Here is a 13461-nt window from a genome sequence, read left to right as displayed (position 1 = left end):
ACGTGAGCCGGTCATGCGGATTTCATGCGTTCGTGGTCCTGGGCGGGGACCGTTCGACCTATGAGCGTCCTTCTCGTTTCCGCTCTTGTCGCCTCCTTCCTGTCTCCGGCCGGTGCCAGTGCCTCGGGATGTTCGGGGGTCGCCTCCGACTTCGACGCCGACGGCCATCCGGACACCGTGGTCGCCGCGCCGTACGCCACGGTTGGTGGGGTTTTCCGTGCCGGTGAGGTGACCGTCAGGTACGGCACCGGCAGGACCGAGAGGCTGTCCCAGGAGGGCCGGGACGCGCCCGAGACCGGGGACGCGTTCGGCTCGGCGGTCGCGGCCGGGGACTTCGACGGGGACGGGTGTGCCGATCTGGCCGTGGGGGCGTCGGAGGAGTTCCTCGGCGCCAGGAAGCCGGGGGCGGACGGGAACGGGGTGGTGCACCTGTTCCACGGCTCGTCCCGGGGGCTGCGGCCCGGGAAGGTGCTGGACGTCACGGGGTTCGGGCGGCGGGCCGCGGGTGACCGGTTCGGCGCCGCGCTCGCGGCCGGGCAGCTCGACGGGGACAAGGCCGACGAACTGGTCATCGGGGCTCCCGGTCTCGGGGTTGGGGGTGGGATCGGCGTCTACGGGGTCAGGGGGCGCGGGCCGTACACGCTCGGCAAGGCGAGTCCGTGGATCGCCCAGGACGCGCTGAGCACCGACGAGTTCGGGGCGGTGGTCGCCACCGGGGACTTCGACGGCGACGGCAGGGACGAGGTGGCGGTCGGCGCGCCGGGGGACGGCGGGCCGCGCTCGGGGGCCGGGTCCGTGACGATCCTGGACCTCGCCGCGCGGCAGGCGGGCCTCTACACCCAGGACAGCCCGAACGTGAAGGGCTCGGCGGAGAAGTGGGACCACTTCGGCGCCGCCCTGGCGACCGGTGACTTCAACGCCGACGGCCGCGACGACCTGGCGATCGGCGTGCCGGGCGAGGACCTGGACGCGAATGTGCGGGCCCTTGACTACGGCGCGGGCGCGGTCAACGTGCTGTACGGCTCGCGCCGGGGGCTGAGCGCGCTCGGCAGTGAGATGTGGACCCAGAACACCCGGGGCGTCGTGGGCCAGGCGCGCTACGCCGACCGGTTCGGCACCGCGCTCGCGGCCGGGGACTTCAACGGGGACGGGGACGACGACCTGGCCGTCGGGGCGCCGGGCGAGAGCGCGGTCCAGGTGCTCGCGGGCACCCGCTCCGGTGGCCTGACCAGCAACCACAACGTCCTCATCCCACACGGACGCGACGGCTTCGGCGCCGCCCTGGCCCCGCTCAGGCGGGCGGACGGCGCCCTCGACGACCTCCTGGTGGGCTCCCCCGACCACGGCACGGTCGTCCTCCTCGGCGGCGCCGTACACGAGGGGTCGTATCCGGGCCTCTCGGCGCGGCGGCTGCGCCAGCTCGGTTCAGGACCTACCGGCTCGCTGTACGGCTATGCGCTCCTGCCGTGAGAGGGCTCGGGACGGGGGCATCCGGGGGTGTGCGTACGATCGGGGGTGAACAGTTGTTTCCAGGTGACGGGTAGGGGTGTGTCATGGCTGATCTGGGGGCCGGGGAGATCCTCATCATCGTTCTTGTTCTGGTGGTCCTCTTCGGGTCGAAGAAGCTGCCGGACATGGCCCGGTCCATCGGCCGGTCCCTGCGGGTGTTCAAGGCCGAGACCGGCAAGCTCCGGGAGGACGACGACGAGCCGCAGGCCCGGTCGCTTGAGGAGCAGGCGCGGCTGCTTGAGGAGCAGGCCGCGAGGCTGCGCGCTCAGGCCCCGCAGGGCTGAGGAAACGCCCAGGCCCCGCAGTCCTGAGGCGCTAGAGCACCGTCAGGCCCCTGTCGGTGAGGATGGCCGCCGCCTGGGCCGAGGTGATGATCGCGCCGGTGAGGGTGCGTAGGTCGCGGTCGTCGGGCTGGCCGAGGTCGGTTCCCCGCAGGTCGGTCCTGGTGAACGTGGTGCCGACCAGCCGTGCCCTGATGATCCGGCAGTCGGTGAGGACCGCGTCGGTGAAGTCGCAGCCCGACAGGTTGGCCTCGTCGAACCGTACGCCCTCGATCTCCTGCTTCCTGAAGGAGCAGCCGGACACGTCGGCCAGGGTGAGGTTGGAGCGCGAGACGGTGAACGAGGTCCCCCGGGTCCCGGTGAGGCTCGCACCGATCATGCGGCAGCCGGTGAAGCTCACGTCGGCCAGCAGGGCGTTGCCGAAGCGGGCGTTCGACAGGTCGACGTTGGTGAAGACCGCGTCGGTCAGCTCGGCATTGAGGAACCTGAGGTCCGCCCCGCCTCCGCCGTCGAACCGCGCGCCGTCGAGGTCGGCGCCCCGGAAGTCGGCGCCGTCGAGCGCGCACCGGTCGAAGACACACCCCACGAGGACGGCCTCGCTCAGGTCCGCCCGTCTCAGGTCACAGTTGACGAGCCTGTACGGCTCGGCCGCCAGCACGTCGGTCAACGCCATGTCCGAGAGGTCCAGCCCCTCCAGGTCCCGCTGGGTCGTGAGCAACTCCGTGACGTCCATGACACGACATCCAACCCCAACGAGATCCCCTGAACAAACAGAGAGCGCTGCTCTTCGCCTTCTTTCCCACGAGATCGCCGCGCTGATCACGCGCCTGGGCTCCGGCCCCGCCGTACCGGTCGGAAACCCCTGCCCGGCGCCGGCCACTACCCGCACGCACGCGCGGGTGAGTCCCGGCCTTTTCCAGCGGTACGGCGGGCCGAAAATCCATCGGGTGGTGCCGAAATCACGAATACCGGGCCGCCGTAATTACCGCGAGGTGCGACGACCCAACAAAATACCAAAAATCCCGATATATCAAGCGAACAGGCGGGGATCGGCGTCTACCAGGTGCTCGACGAGGCCGAGGTCCTGCGCAGGAGCATGGCGGCCGAGGGGATCGACCCGTGGAGCGCCCCCGAGGCCGTCGCCGCCCAGCAGCTCTACGCCTGGAACGCGTTCGTGCTGCAGACGCTCGGCGACAAGATGATCGAGGCGGACTACCACGCGGACACCAGGACGGTCGGCTACCTGCCGCAGGTCACCGCCGAGCAGGTGTGGGCCTTCTTCGGCCAGGTCGAGGGGTGGCTGTCGCTGGCCCGTCAGGCCGCCGCCAACCCCGGGTTCAGGATCGCCGACCCACGCGCGCTCCCCGCCGACCTGCCCGGCTGGGTCGAGGTCCAGCCCTGCCCGAGTGCCCACCTCGAAGCGATGATCGCCGCGAGCGCCGCGATCAGGGAGCACGCCGAACTGGCGCTCGGCCTGCTCGAACAGGCGGGCGTCCCCCAGACTCGGCTCGCCGACCGCGACCGGCTGCGGCAGCTCGCCGCCCAGGCCGCGACCGCCGCGGACTACGCGGTCAACATGTACTCCCCCGGCGTCGACGCGCGGCTGCACGAGCTGATCGAGGAACGGCTGCGCGGCGTCCTCGGGACCTACCACCACCTGGGACAACTGGTGGCGATGCCCACCCTCCTCAGGACGTACGGCTCCCCGCAGGAACCGCCGCGGCGGCACAGGAAGCTGCCGAGGCCGGGGCAGCCCGGCTTCGACCCGTGGTGCCTGGCCTGACCGACCGCAAGACGCTGAGCCGGTGGACGAACGACCCCCGCGCCCGGGAGTCGATCAGCGAGCTGTGGCGGCACGACCCCAACCCGGCCCAGACGCTGCTCTTCCAGGAGGACATCAACGACGGGATCGAACGCGGCGACGTCTCGGTGCTGAACTACCACTACTACTGCTGCCCGTGGGCGCCGATCTACCGGGTCAACAGGCCGATCCTCGTCGGCGACCGGCGGCTGCAGCCCGGGCAGGAGTTCACCTACGAGGCCTCCGCCGAGGAGGTCCTGGAGACCGGGCGGTTCGTCAGGAAGATCGTCAACGGCCCCTTCAGCACGACGAGCCAGATCGACTACTGCAACCCCGGCGACTTCCACGACGACTGACGGACCCTAAGGACGCGTGGAAAAATCCCCCGCGCGCCTTCCGGAAAAAAAGCCTCTTTCCCAAAAGCCGTCAGACGGTTAGGTTCCGTTCAGTGTCACGTTGCGATTTCCACCGGTGACACGTCAGGAGATTTCTCCGTAATTCAGAGCAGTGGAGGAGTCCAATGCGCACAAAACTGCGCAGAAACGCGATCCGGCTCGCCGCCGTGACCACGGCTTTCGGCCTGCCCCTCGCCTTGATCCCCTCGGCCCAGGCCGATCCGGGGGTGAGCGCCGTACAGAGCCAGTTGATCAACTCGGTGACGGCACCCTTGGTCAAGAACCACCTGAAGGCACTGCAGAACATCGCCAACGCCAACAACGGGACCCGCGCCGCGGGGACGAAGGGGCATGACGCCTCCCGTGACTACGTCGCGGGGAAGTTACGCAAGGCAGGCTGGAACGTCACGATCCAGCCGTTCGAGTTCGGCTACTTCACCGAGAACTCGACAGCGTCGCTGGCCCGCATCTCCCCCAACCCCAGGACCTACGTCCCGACCGAGCCGGGCAGTTCCACGCTCGGTGAGTTCGCGACCATGACCTACTCGGGCTCCGGCGACGTCACCGGGACCGTGCAGGCCGTGGACGTGTCGCTGCCGCCGCCCCCGGCGCCCGGTTCGACCTCCGGCTGTGAGGCCGCGGACTTCGCCGGTTTCACCAGGGGCAACATCGCGCTGGTCCAGCGTGGCACCTGTTCCTTCGAGGACAAGGCGCGCAACGCCCTGAACGCGGGCGCAGCCGCGGTCATCGTCTTCAACGAGGGGCAGCCGGGCCGTACCGACACCGTCCTTGGCAGGCTCGGCGGTCCGGGAGTGAACATCCCGGTCGTGGGGACGAGCTTCGCCATCGGTTCCGACCTGGCCTCCACCCCGAACACGGTCGTGCGGGTCAAGACCGACACGACCAGCGAGACCCGGCTGACCCACAACGTGATCGCCGACTCGCGCTGGGGCGACCCGAACAAGGTCGTCATGCTCGGCGCGCACCTCGACTCGGTGGACGCCGGTCCCGGCATCAACGACAACGGTTCGGGCAGCGCGGCCGACCTCACGGTCGCCGAGGCGCTCGGCAGGATCCCGACGGTCAACAGGCTGCGTTTCGCCTGGTGGAGCGCCGAGGAGCTGGGGCTGCTCGGCTCCCAGCACTACGTGGACACCCTGACGGACGCCCAGCGCTCGAAGATCAAGCTGTACCTCAACTTCGACATGGTCGCCTCCCCCAACTACGCGCTGAAGATCTACGACGGTGACGACTCCGACCAGACGGGCGCGCCCGCGGGTCCGGCCGGATCCGCCGAGATCGAGAAGCTCTTCGAGAAGTACTTCGACACCCTGCGCCAGCCCCACAACGGCACCGACTTCGACGGCCGCTCCGACTACGGACCGTTCATCGCGGTCGGCATCCCCTCCGGTGGCCTGTTCACCGGCGCCGAGGGTATCAAGACGGCCGAGGAGGCCAGGCTGTTCGGCGGTACGGCGGGCAAGCCGTATGACGGGTGCTACCACCAGGCGTGTGACACCATCGCCAACATCAACGACAAGGCCCTCGCGCTGAACACCGGCGCGATCGCCACCGCGGCCGTGGTGTACGCCTTCAGCGGGAAGCTCCCCGGCTCCGGGGCCCCCGCGGCGGCCGTACCCCAGAAGAAGGCTCTGGCCGACGTGGACCACGACGGTCGCGTCAGCCGCTGACGAACGACCACGCGACCCCCGGGAGGATCTCCTTCCGGGGGTCGCGTGCGTCAGAGGAACGTCACGTCCAGTTCGCGCAAGTGCTCGGGGTCGGTGACCACGTCGATCGACGTGATCCGGCCACCACTGACCGTGAAGCCGAGGGCCACGCGCGGTTCCCCGTCCGGCGCCCACGCGGCCCCGACCACCCCGTCCACGAGCGCGGGCCGCGCTCCCCTGGCCCGGCCCAGGAAGGTCTCCGCGACCACGGAGGCGCCCCTGAGCGGCCCCGGCGAGCCCGCGAGCGCCTCCGCCCTGTCGCTTCTGAGCACGACGTCCGGGTCGAGTACGGCGAGCAGCGCCGCGAAGTCGCCCTCCCGCGAGGCGGTGAGGAAGGCGGCGACGATCTCCCGCCGCCTGGCCAGGTCCGCCTCCGAGGCCGGGGCCGCTCCCCGCACCCGGCGCCTGGCGCGGCTCGCGAGCTGCCGCGTCGCGGCCGGGGAGCGCTCGACGATCGGCGCGATCTCCTCGAACGGCACGGCGAACATGTCGTGCAGCACGAACGCCAGCCGTTCGGCCGGGGTGAGCGTCTCCAGTACGACCAGCAGGGCCAGGCCGACCGAGTCGGCGACGATCGCCTCGCTTTCCGGGTCCTGTCCGTCCGGTTGGTCCTCGTCCTGCCGCAGGGGCTCCTCGCGTCGGGTGGCACGCGAGCGCAGCATGTTCAGGCACACCCGCGCGACGACCGTGGTCAGCCAGCCGCCGAGGTTCTCCACGTCGTCGGCGCCGGACCGGCTGAGCCGCAGCCACGCCTCCTGGACCGCGTCCTCCGCCTCGTTCGAGGAGCCGAGCATCCGATAGGCCACCGAGCGCAGATGGGCGCGGTGCTCCTCGAACCGGCCCGCCAGGAACTCGTGTTCGTCCATGGATCCCAACCCCTCCCTCGCCCTCCGTCATACCGATGACCCGTGGGACGGCGCCGATGTGACGCCGGTGGCTGTTCTGTTCGCGTTCATCCCCCGGCCACATGATCTTGTTTTCCGAGCAGCGGAACGCTCGTAGATCTTGGGCGTCCATTTCGGACTGTCAACAAACGGGGTTCCTGTGCTTTCAACTACCGGCCCCAGAGGCGGCCCCGTCTTCAACCTGGAGAACGGATCGAGCGCGACCCGCGCGATCGGCACCATCACCGGTTACGGCTACGGCGGCTCGACCGAGTGGCTCATCTTCCAGGACTTCGGCACCGCGACCTACTGAAGAGCCGCTCACTCCAGGGAGGTGTCCCCCAGGGATTCGAGCAGCGCGCGCAGCGTCCCGGCGAGCCGGTCACGATCCTCCACGTCCAGTACGGCCAGCAGCCTGGCCTCGTTGGCCACGTGCAGCGCGACCAGTTCCTCGACGATCTCCCAGCCCCTCGGCGTGAGCCGTACCGGAACCAGGCGGCGGTCCTTGGCGTCCCTGACCCGCTCGACCAGACCCCTGGCCTCAAGCCTGTCGATCCGGTTGGTGATCGCCCCCGAGGTGACCATCGCCGCCCGCAGCAGCGCGACCGCCGTCAGCTCGTACGGCGGGCCCGCCCTGCGCAGGGTCGCCAGCACGTCGAACTCCCAGTGCTCAAGGCCGTGTCCGGCGAAGAACTCCTTCAGCTCGCGGTCGAACAGGCGGGACAGGCGCGAGATCCGGCCGACGATCCCCATCGGCCACACGTCGAGGCCGGGCCGTTCCCGTGCCCACTGGGCCAGCAACGCGTCAACCGCGTCACCCATCGCACCTCCCGGCTGATCTTCCCGCCGCAAGGGTATCGGCGGCCCGCCGTACCCACGCGACCGCGGGGTGCGCGTCGTCGGGCACCCGCGGACCGCGTCGGGACGGGGGTCAGAAGAACCAGGAGACGGGGTCGTGCCCCCGGTCCACGATGTCGCTGAACCTGCCGCCCATGAAGCCGAGCGGTTCGCCGTCCCGCTCGCAGACGGTGAGCACGTGCCCGATGACCACCACGTGGTCCCCGGCGACGAAGTGCCGTTCGACCTCGCATTCCAGGTGGGCGAAGGCGTCCGGGATGACCGGGACCGCGTGCCTGCCGTAGGTGACGTCGAGGCCCGCGAAGTGGTCCTCCCCCCTGCGGGCGAAGCGCAGCGCGAGCTGCTCCTGCCGTACGGACAGGATGCTGATCGCGAAGCGGCCCGCCCTGGTGACCGCGTCGGTGCTGCGGGCGCCGGTGGTCAGGCAGACCAGCAGCAGCGGTGGCTCCAGCGAGACCGAGGTCAGGGAGTTGACGGTCATGCCGTGCGGGACGCCGTCGGCGACGGTGGTGACGACGGCGACGCCGGTGGCGAAGCGGCCCATGGTGCGCCGCATCGTCAGGGGATCGACCACGGGGGTGGGTGTCATGGCCGTGGTCATGCCGGGTAGCGGACTTCGAAGGTGAGCACGCCCTCGTTCGTGCGCCACGGGCCGTGCGGCATGCCGGGTGGGCGGCAGGCGTACATGCCCGCGGTGAAGGTCTCGCCGAGTGTCAGGTCGGTGAAGGACCCTTCGAGGATGTACACCTCCTCCCAGAAGTCGTGCCGCTGCACGCCCATCGGGGTCGAGTCGGCGCCGGGGGCGTAGCGCAGGACGCGGGTGGCGACCCCGGTTACGGGATCGCGGGCGAGGACGCGCTCGGTGATGGCGGGGTCGTCCCCGGCGCAGACGGTGAAACCGACGTCGGTGACGGGGAAGAACTCGCGTTCCGGTTTGCTCATGCCGTACCTCTCAGGTCTCGTCTCAGGTGAGGGAGTAACCGGCGAGGAACGTCTCCACCTCGGCGAGCGGTTCCTCGAAGCCGTAGTTACGGAAGGCGTAGCCCTTCACCACGAAGGGGGCGCCCGCGTAGAACATCTCGTACTGGTGGTGGCGTCCGGCGAACTCGCTGCCCACCGCGTCCCAGACGAGCTTGAACAGCTTGACCCGCTCCTCGGCGGAGACGCCGGGGCTGTGGACGTAGCGGTCGATGTCGGGCCTCGTCTCCTCGCTGGTCATGTCGGCCGCGCTCGACGGCACCTGGAGCACGCCGCCGCCGACCAGGTCGCGCAGGATCGCGAGCACCCGGGGATACAGCTCGGTCTGCAGGCCCATGGCGCCGTACAGCGCGCGGGCGCCGGGACGCCACAGCCCCTGCTCGTCGGGGGCCGCGGTGTACTCGGCGGCCAGGACAGCCGACTCGACCAGCGAGACCAGGCTCGCCAGCTCGCCGAGCTTCTCGACGACGCCGGGGAACCTGTCCACCCCGTTGACCGCCGCGACCTTGCGGGCCAGACCGGCCAGGAAGCGCAGCTTCACCGAGAACCTGATCTGCGCCTGCCAGTTGCCCAGCACGTGCGCGCCGGTGTCGAAGAACTGCCTGCGCAGCCCGGCCACGTCGCGGTAGACGAACACCCGCTCCCAGGGGACGAACACGTCGTCGAACACCAGCAGCGCGTCGGTCTCGTCGAACCTGCTGGTCAGCGGGTAGTCGTACTCGCTCGTCGCGGCGGGCGCGTACGGCCTGCGGCAGTAGAGCTTCAACCCCTCGGCTCCGACGGGTACGGCGAAGCTGATCGCGAAGTCCGTGTCCTCCGGGCCGAGCGGCTTGATGCAGGACACGAGGATCTCGTCGGCGACCGCGCCCCCGGTGGCGAGCATCTGCGCGCCCCTGACCACGATCCCGTCGGGCCGCTCCTCGGCGACCCCGGCCTGGATCAGCTCGCCGTCCCAGGCGTGCGCGGTGGCCGCCCGCGAGACCTGCGGCGGGATGATGGCGTAGGAGACGTACAGGTCCTCCTCGGCGACCCGGCGCTGGAACGCCGTGACGTTCGCGGCGAGGTCGCGTTCCGGACTCGTCGAGAAGGCTTCGGGGTGGGCGGCGAAGGCGGCGAGGAACGCGCCGACGTGGTCGGGGCTGCGGCCCACCCAGCCGTGGGTGTGCCGCGCCCAGCGGGTCGCCGCCTGCCGGAAGGCCGTCAGGTCCTCCCTGCTGCGTGGGACGGTGAACACCCGGTTGACGGTCGCGCCGGTCTCCGGGTCGGTGACGGTCATGCCGGACGCCGGGTCCGCGGCCAGGTCGAACAGCTCCGCGACGGTGCGGGCGATGGGGGCGAACGCCGGGTGGCTGGCGACGTCCTCGACCGCGGCGCCGTCCACGTAGACGCGGCGCGCGTCCTTCAGCGAGGCCAGGTAGTCGGCTCCACTGCGCATCACAGGCTTCTCCTCTTCGTTTCGTAGGTGTGGGTCAGGACCGTCCCGGCCGGTAGTTCCAGGTGGATCCGCCAGTGGTCGCCGTGGACGAACTCGCCGCCGAGCAGCGGCATGGTGCCGCAGAAGAGCACCAGGTCACCGGTGATCTCGCCGAGCGCGGCGGTCATCCGTTCCAGCAGGTCGGCCGGGTGCCGCAGCGTCGCGACGGAACCCCGCTGGTAGGTCCGGCCGTCGACGGAGGAGACGGCCGTCAGCCGGTCCCAGTCCAGGGTCGCCATGCCCGCGCCGATCTCGACGACGGTCGCGCCGACCGGCTTGGGGCAGGCCGCCTTCGAGGCCGTGATGTCGGTGCGTTCGAGGTCGCGGTCGGTGTGGTCGGAGCCGACGCCGAGGAAGTATCGGCCCCGGTGGCGAACCAGCACCGGTTCGACCTCCCCAGAGGTCGCGGGGCCGCCGACCTCGATCACAGCGTCCGTGGTCAGCAGCGCCGGGTCCAGCTCGTAGAACGCCGGGACGTTGGGGGGTGGCGGCACCCCGATGGCTTCGAGCTCGGCGATGTGCGCGGCCACGGCGGCCTCGTCCCTGCCGGTGTATCCGGCCACGACCAGCCGTTCGGGTGCGACCACGAGCTGTTCGTTGCTCGCGGCGACGTTGAGGATCACGTTGTTTCCTGTCCTTCCGGTGTAGAGGGCCAGCGGCGGTCGGCGAGGACGGGGAACTCGGCGCGGGTCCGTTCGACGACGCCGGGATCGACCTCGCAGAAGGTGACCCCCTCCTGCTGGCCCGCCTCGGCGAGCACGACGCCCCACGGATCGACGATCCGGCTCGTGCCGCCCAGTTCGACGCTGCCGTCCTGGGTGCCGACGGCGTTGCAGGCGATCACGACGACCTGCTCCTCGACCGCCCGGCAGGAGGTGAACAGGCGCCAGTGCTCACGGCGGGCGGCGGGCCAGGCCGCAGGGACGACCACGATGCCCGCGCCCCGGTCGACCAGGCCCCGCCACAGCTCGGGAAAGCGCAGGTCGTAGCAGGTCGTGGCGCCGAGACCGCCCCAGGGAGTCGGCGCGACGTCGAGCCGGTCGCCGGGGGTCAGCAGCTCCGCCTCCCGCGAGGCATAGCCGAAGACGTGGATCTTGCGGTAGGTGTGGGCGATCGTCCCGTCAGGGGCGAGCAGCACGGCGGTGTTGAACAGCCTTCCCCGGTCGTCGCGTTCGACGACGCTGCCAAGGTGCACGTGGGCGCCCAGTTCGGCGGCCCACTCGCGGCCCGCCGCGACCGTCGGCCCGTCCAGCGTTTCGGCCCGTTCGGCGTAGGCGTCGAAGGCGAAGTAGCCCGCGGCCCACAGCTCGGGCAGCACGACCAGGTCGGCGCCACGTGCCCCGGCGACCATCCGGCCGACCCTGGCCCTGCGATCCTCCGGTGTCTCGTCGGGAGGACTGGCGACCTGCAGCAGGGCTACTCTCATGGGCGTCCCTTCCTCGCGGGTCTCGCGGCATTTGTGGCTTCTGCGGCCTTTGCGGCTGTGGCATTTGCGGCTTTTGCGGCTGGAGTTCTCATCGCCGGGCCCAGCCGCCCGTGTCAGGCAGCCTGAGCACCGCGAGCGTGCTGGACAGGTGCGTGGCGAGCGCCTGACCGGCTTCTTCGGGTACGGCACGGCGCAGGCAGGCGATGATCGCGCGGTGCTCGGTCAGCACCGTCTCGGCCCGGTTCTTCACCTTGGCGACCGCGCGCAGCCCCATCCGGACCTGTCGGTCGCGCAGCGACTCGTAGAACTCCGCCAGGACCGGGTTTCCCGCCTGCCGTACGATCGCGCGGTGGAAGGCCCGGTCGGCGTCGATGAACGCGACCGGATCCTCGACGGCCGCCTCCTGCTCGGCCACCAGGCTCTCCAGCTCCACCAGGAACTCCTCGCTCGAAGGAGCGGCCCGGCGCACCGCCCAGTCCTCGACGAGGGCCCGCGCCTGCATCACCGCCTCGACCTCGGCATCCGAGATCGGCGGGACGAAGACTCCCTTCCTCGGGACTATCTGGAGGAATCCTTCCGCTTCTAAGCGGAGGAGAGCCTCCCTTACCGGGGTGCGGGAGGTCCCCGTCGCCACGGCCACCTCCGCCTCGGTGAGGAAGGTCCCCCCGCGTCTCGGCAGCCCGCCGATGTGCTGCTTCAGCCACCGGTATGCGATGTCCTGAGCCGAATCTTTCCTGCTCACAGCTTCTAGACTGCTCATGGACGCCATGTATACATCGTGTGGACAACCCTCGACAAGAGGGGTGAACCGAGACCGAACCGTTGACATCCGAGCCTTGCCGAGGGGTTGACACGCTTATAGGTTACCGACCGAGTGGTTACTAGGTTTCTATTTCAGGAAGGTGGACCGTGGCAGAACAGCTCTCGAACGGCGTGGTCCAGCCCGGCTACGAGCCGGTCAGGGAACGCTTCGAGGCCCTCCTCGCCGAGGACCCCGGATACTCCGCCTCCGTCGCGGCCTACGTCGGCGACGAGCTGGTCGTCGACCTGTGGGGCGGCGCGAGAATGCGTCAGGACTCGATCGTCACCACGTTCTCGTGCACCAAGGGCGTCTCCGGCATCTGCGTCGGCCTGCTGGTCGAACGCGGCCTGCTCGACCTCGACGCCCCCGTGAGCGAGTACTGGCCGGAGTTCGCCCGCCACGGCAAGGCGGCGGTGACCGTACGGCAACTGCTGTCCCACCAGGCGGGACTCGTCGGCGTCGACGGCGGTTTCACCGTCGCCGAGCTGCTCGGGCACGAACGGCTCGCCGAACGCCTGGCCGACCAGCGGCCCTACTGGCAGCCGGGCGCCGGACACGGCTACCACGCCATGACGATCGGTGTCCTCACCGACGAACTGGTCCGCAGGACCGACGGCCGCACCCTGTCCGCGTTCTACACCGAGGAGATCCGTCTCCCCCGCGACGTGGACTTCTTCATCGGCCTGCCCGAGTCCGAGGACGGCCGCGTGGTCCCGCTGCTGCCGCCAGAACTGCCCGAGGACCCGGAGCTCGTGGCCGCGATGCAGGCCACCTTCGCCCGGGGAACCATCGGCGGAATCGCCATGAACGCCGAGGTCGCCGAGTTCCCGCCGCTGGTCGACCTGGCCAACAGTACGGCGCTGCACCGGGCCGGCCCGCCCGCCATGGGCGGCGTCGGCAACGCCCGCGGCCTCGCCAAGCTCTACGCCTCCTGCATCAGCGACGTCTCGGGGGCACGTCTGCTGAGCCCGGAGACCGTCGAGGCCGTCACCCGCCTGCAGGTCGTCGGCGACGACCTGGTGCTGGGGATGCCGACCCGGTTCGCGACGCTGTTCCAGAAGCCGGACCAACGCCTCACGTACGGGAGCCACCGGGCCTTCGGACATGACGGCGTGGGCGGCGGCATCGGCTTCGCGGACCCGGCGACGGGGCTGAGCTTCGGGTACACGACGTCGGAGATGCCGCTGCCGGGTGGGGCCGACTCCAGAGCTCTGCTCATTCACGGCGCCCTGCTTATTTGCGGCGCCTGACGGCGCCGCAGGGCTTGGGCTGTGCTGCTTTTGCGGCGCCTTCGGCGCCGCAGGGCTTGGGCGCCTCAGGCCA

At 70.4% G+C, this 13461-nt stretch carries 16 protein-coding genes; 7 read left to right on the top strand and 9 right to left on the bottom strand.

All coding sequences use genetic code 11. The features are described from left to right. The first annotated feature begins 60 nt into the window (after window positions 1-60). Together FHS44_RS02555 and tatA are read left to right on the top strand one after the other, a co-directional pair. Complete coding sequence (locus FHS44_RS02555; protein ID WP_184712226.1) at window positions 61-1470, top strand: FG-GAP and VCBS repeat-containing protein; 1410 nt, start codon at window positions 61-63, stop codon at window positions 1468-1470. An 83-nt stretch (window positions 1471-1553) separates the two neighbouring features. Then, window positions 1554-1793: a Sec-independent protein translocase subunit TatA gene (tatA, locus tag FHS44_RS02550; protein ID WP_184712225.1), complete on the top strand. Its 240-nt coding sequence runs from the start codon at window positions 1554-1556 to the stop codon at window positions 1791-1793. A gap of 31 nt (window positions 1794-1824) precedes the next feature. Here the strand turns inward: tatA and FHS44_RS02545 are convergent, their stop codons facing one another. Beyond that, window positions 1825-2523, bottom strand: coding sequence for a pentapeptide repeat-containing protein (locus FHS44_RS02545; protein WP_184712224.1), 699 nt, complete (start codon window positions 2521-2523; stop codon window positions 1825-1827). Window positions 2524-2853: 330 nt separating this feature from the next. On the opposite strand from FHS44_RS02545, the gene FHS44_RS02540 reads away from it, so the two are divergent. From FHS44_RS02540 to FHS44_RS02530, 3 genes are all read left to right on the top strand, one after another. Then, entirely contained in the window at window positions 2854-3573 is a 720-nt protein-coding gene (locus tag FHS44_RS02540) for a hypothetical protein (protein WP_184712223.1), read from the top strand. After that, window positions 3558-3947, top strand: a complete 390-nt coding sequence (locus tag FHS44_RS02535) for a hypothetical protein (RefSeq protein ID WP_184712222.1) — start codon at window positions 3558-3560, stop codon at window positions 3945-3947. The genes FHS44_RS02540 and FHS44_RS02535 overlap by 16 nt, the downstream gene beginning before the upstream one ends. Window positions 3948-4111: 164 nt before the next feature. Further along, entirely contained in the window at window positions 4112-5677 is a 1566-nt protein-coding gene (locus FHS44_RS02530) for a M28 family metallopeptidase (RefSeq protein WP_184712221.1), read from the top strand. 50 nt (window positions 5678-5727) lie between these two features. On the opposite strand, the gene FHS44_RS02525 is transcribed toward FHS44_RS02530, so the two are convergent. Continuing rightward, complete coding sequence (locus FHS44_RS02525) at window positions 5728-6582, bottom strand: sigma-70 family RNA polymerase sigma factor (RefSeq protein WP_184712220.1); 855 nt, start codon at window positions 6580-6582, stop codon at window positions 5728-5730. A gap of 178 nt (window positions 6583-6760) precedes the next feature. Here FHS44_RS02525 and FHS44_RS02520 point away from each other — a divergent pair, with 178 nt between their 5' ends. Next, a complete protein-coding gene (locus FHS44_RS02520) occupies window positions 6761-6913 on the top strand; it encodes a hypothetical protein (RefSeq protein WP_184712219.1) in 153 nt (50 codons plus the stop codon). 8 nt (window positions 6914-6921) lie between these two features. Here the strand turns inward: FHS44_RS02520 and FHS44_RS02515 are convergent, their stop codons facing one another. The 7 genes from FHS44_RS02515 to FHS44_RS02485 all read right to left on the bottom strand — a co-directional run bounded on the left by FHS44_RS02515 (window position 6922) and on the right by FHS44_RS02485 (window position 12078). Further along, a complete protein-coding gene (locus tag FHS44_RS02515; RefSeq protein WP_184712218.1) occupies window positions 6922-7422 on the bottom strand; it encodes a MarR family winged helix-turn-helix transcriptional regulator in 501 nt (166 codons plus the stop codon). 109 nt (window positions 7423-7531) lie between these two features. Further along, window positions 7532-8059 carry a flavin reductase family protein gene (locus FHS44_RS02510; RefSeq protein WP_221460294.1) on the bottom strand — a complete coding sequence of 176 codons (528 nt, stop codon included), beginning with the start codon at window positions 8057-8059 and terminating at the stop codon, window positions 7532-7534. Further along, entirely contained in the window at window positions 8056-8400 is a 345-nt protein-coding gene (locus FHS44_RS02505; protein WP_184712217.1) for a cupin domain-containing protein, read from the bottom strand. The genes FHS44_RS02510 and FHS44_RS02505 overlap by 4 nt, the downstream gene beginning before the upstream one ends. A 22-nt stretch (window positions 8401-8422) precedes the next feature. Further along, window positions 8423-9871, bottom strand: coding sequence for a 4-hydroxyphenylacetate 3-hydroxylase family protein (locus FHS44_RS02500; protein WP_184713397.1), 1449 nt, complete (start codon window positions 9869-9871; stop codon window positions 8423-8425). Then, the gene (locus tag FHS44_RS02495; RefSeq protein WP_221460293.1) at window positions 9871-10533 is read right to left on the bottom strand and encodes a DUF2848 family protein; all 663 of its coding nucleotides are present in this window, start codon (window positions 10531-10533) and stop codon (window positions 9871-9873) included. The genes FHS44_RS02500 and FHS44_RS02495 overlap by 1 nt, the downstream gene beginning before the upstream one ends. Further along, a complete protein-coding gene (locus FHS44_RS02490) occupies window positions 10530-11336 on the bottom strand; it encodes a carbon-nitrogen family hydrolase (protein ID WP_184712216.1) in 807 nt (268 codons plus the stop codon). The genes FHS44_RS02495 and FHS44_RS02490 overlap by 4 nt, the downstream gene beginning before the upstream one ends. Window positions 11337-11424: 88 nt before the next feature. Then, the gene (locus tag FHS44_RS02485) at window positions 11425-12078 is read right to left on the bottom strand and encodes a GntR family transcriptional regulator (protein ID WP_221460292.1); all 654 of its coding nucleotides are present in this window, start codon (window positions 12076-12078) and stop codon (window positions 11425-11427) included. A 167-nt stretch (window positions 12079-12245) separates the two neighbouring features. Between FHS44_RS02485 and FHS44_RS02480 the strand changes: the two genes are divergently transcribed. Continuing rightward, window positions 12246-13388 carry a serine hydrolase domain-containing protein gene (locus tag FHS44_RS02480; protein ID WP_184712214.1) on the top strand — a complete coding sequence of 381 codons (1143 nt, stop codon included), beginning with the start codon at window positions 12246-12248 and terminating at the stop codon, window positions 13386-13388. The last annotated feature ends 73 nt before the right edge of the window (window positions 13389-13461 follow it).

This window comes from Streptosporangium saharense (assembly GCF_014203715.1).
In the GTDB taxonomy this organism is placed as follows: Bacteria; Actinomycetota; Actinomycetes; order Streptosporangiales; family Streptosporangiaceae; genus Streptosporangium; species Streptosporangium saharense.
This window is presented reverse-complemented; position numbering and strand designations above follow the sequence as displayed.

Coding starts and splice junctions, on each gene's coding strand:
- FHS44_RS02525 (WP_184712220.1), bottom strand. CDS start 6,582: ATGGACGAACACGAGTTCCTGGCGGGCCGGTTCGAGGAGCACCGCGCC.
- FHS44_RS02510 (WP_221460294.1), bottom strand. CDS start 8,059: ATGACCACGGCCATGACACCCACCCCCGTGGTCGATCCCCTGACGATG.
- tatA (WP_184712225.1), top strand. CDS start 1,554: ATGGCTGATCTGGGGGCCGGGGAGATCCTCATCATCGTTCTTGTTCTG.
- FHS44_RS02490 (WP_184712216.1), bottom strand. CDS start 11,336: ATGAGAGTAGCCCTGCTGCAGGTCGCCAGTCCTCCCGACGAGACACCG.
- FHS44_RS02505 (WP_184712217.1), bottom strand. CDS start 8,400: ATGAGCAAACCGGAACGCGAGTTCTTCCCCGTCACCGACGTCGGTTTC.
- FHS44_RS02500 (WP_184713397.1), bottom strand. CDS start 9,871: ATGCGCAGTGGAGCCGACTACCTGGCCTCGCTGAAGGACGCGCGCCGC.
- FHS44_RS02555 (WP_184712226.1), top strand. CDS start 61: ATGAGCGTCCTTCTCGTTTCCGCTCTTGTCGCCTCCTTCCTGTCTCCG.
- FHS44_RS02530 (WP_184712221.1), top strand. CDS start 4,112: ATGCGCACAAAACTGCGCAGAAACGCGATCCGGCTCGCCGCCGTGACC.
- FHS44_RS02545 (WP_184712224.1), bottom strand. CDS start 2,523: ATGGACGTCACGGAGTTGCTCACGACCCAGCGGGACCTGGAGGGGCTG.
- FHS44_RS02515 (WP_184712218.1), bottom strand. CDS start 7,422: ATGGGTGACGCGGTTGACGCGTTGCTGGCCCAGTGGGCACGGGAACGG.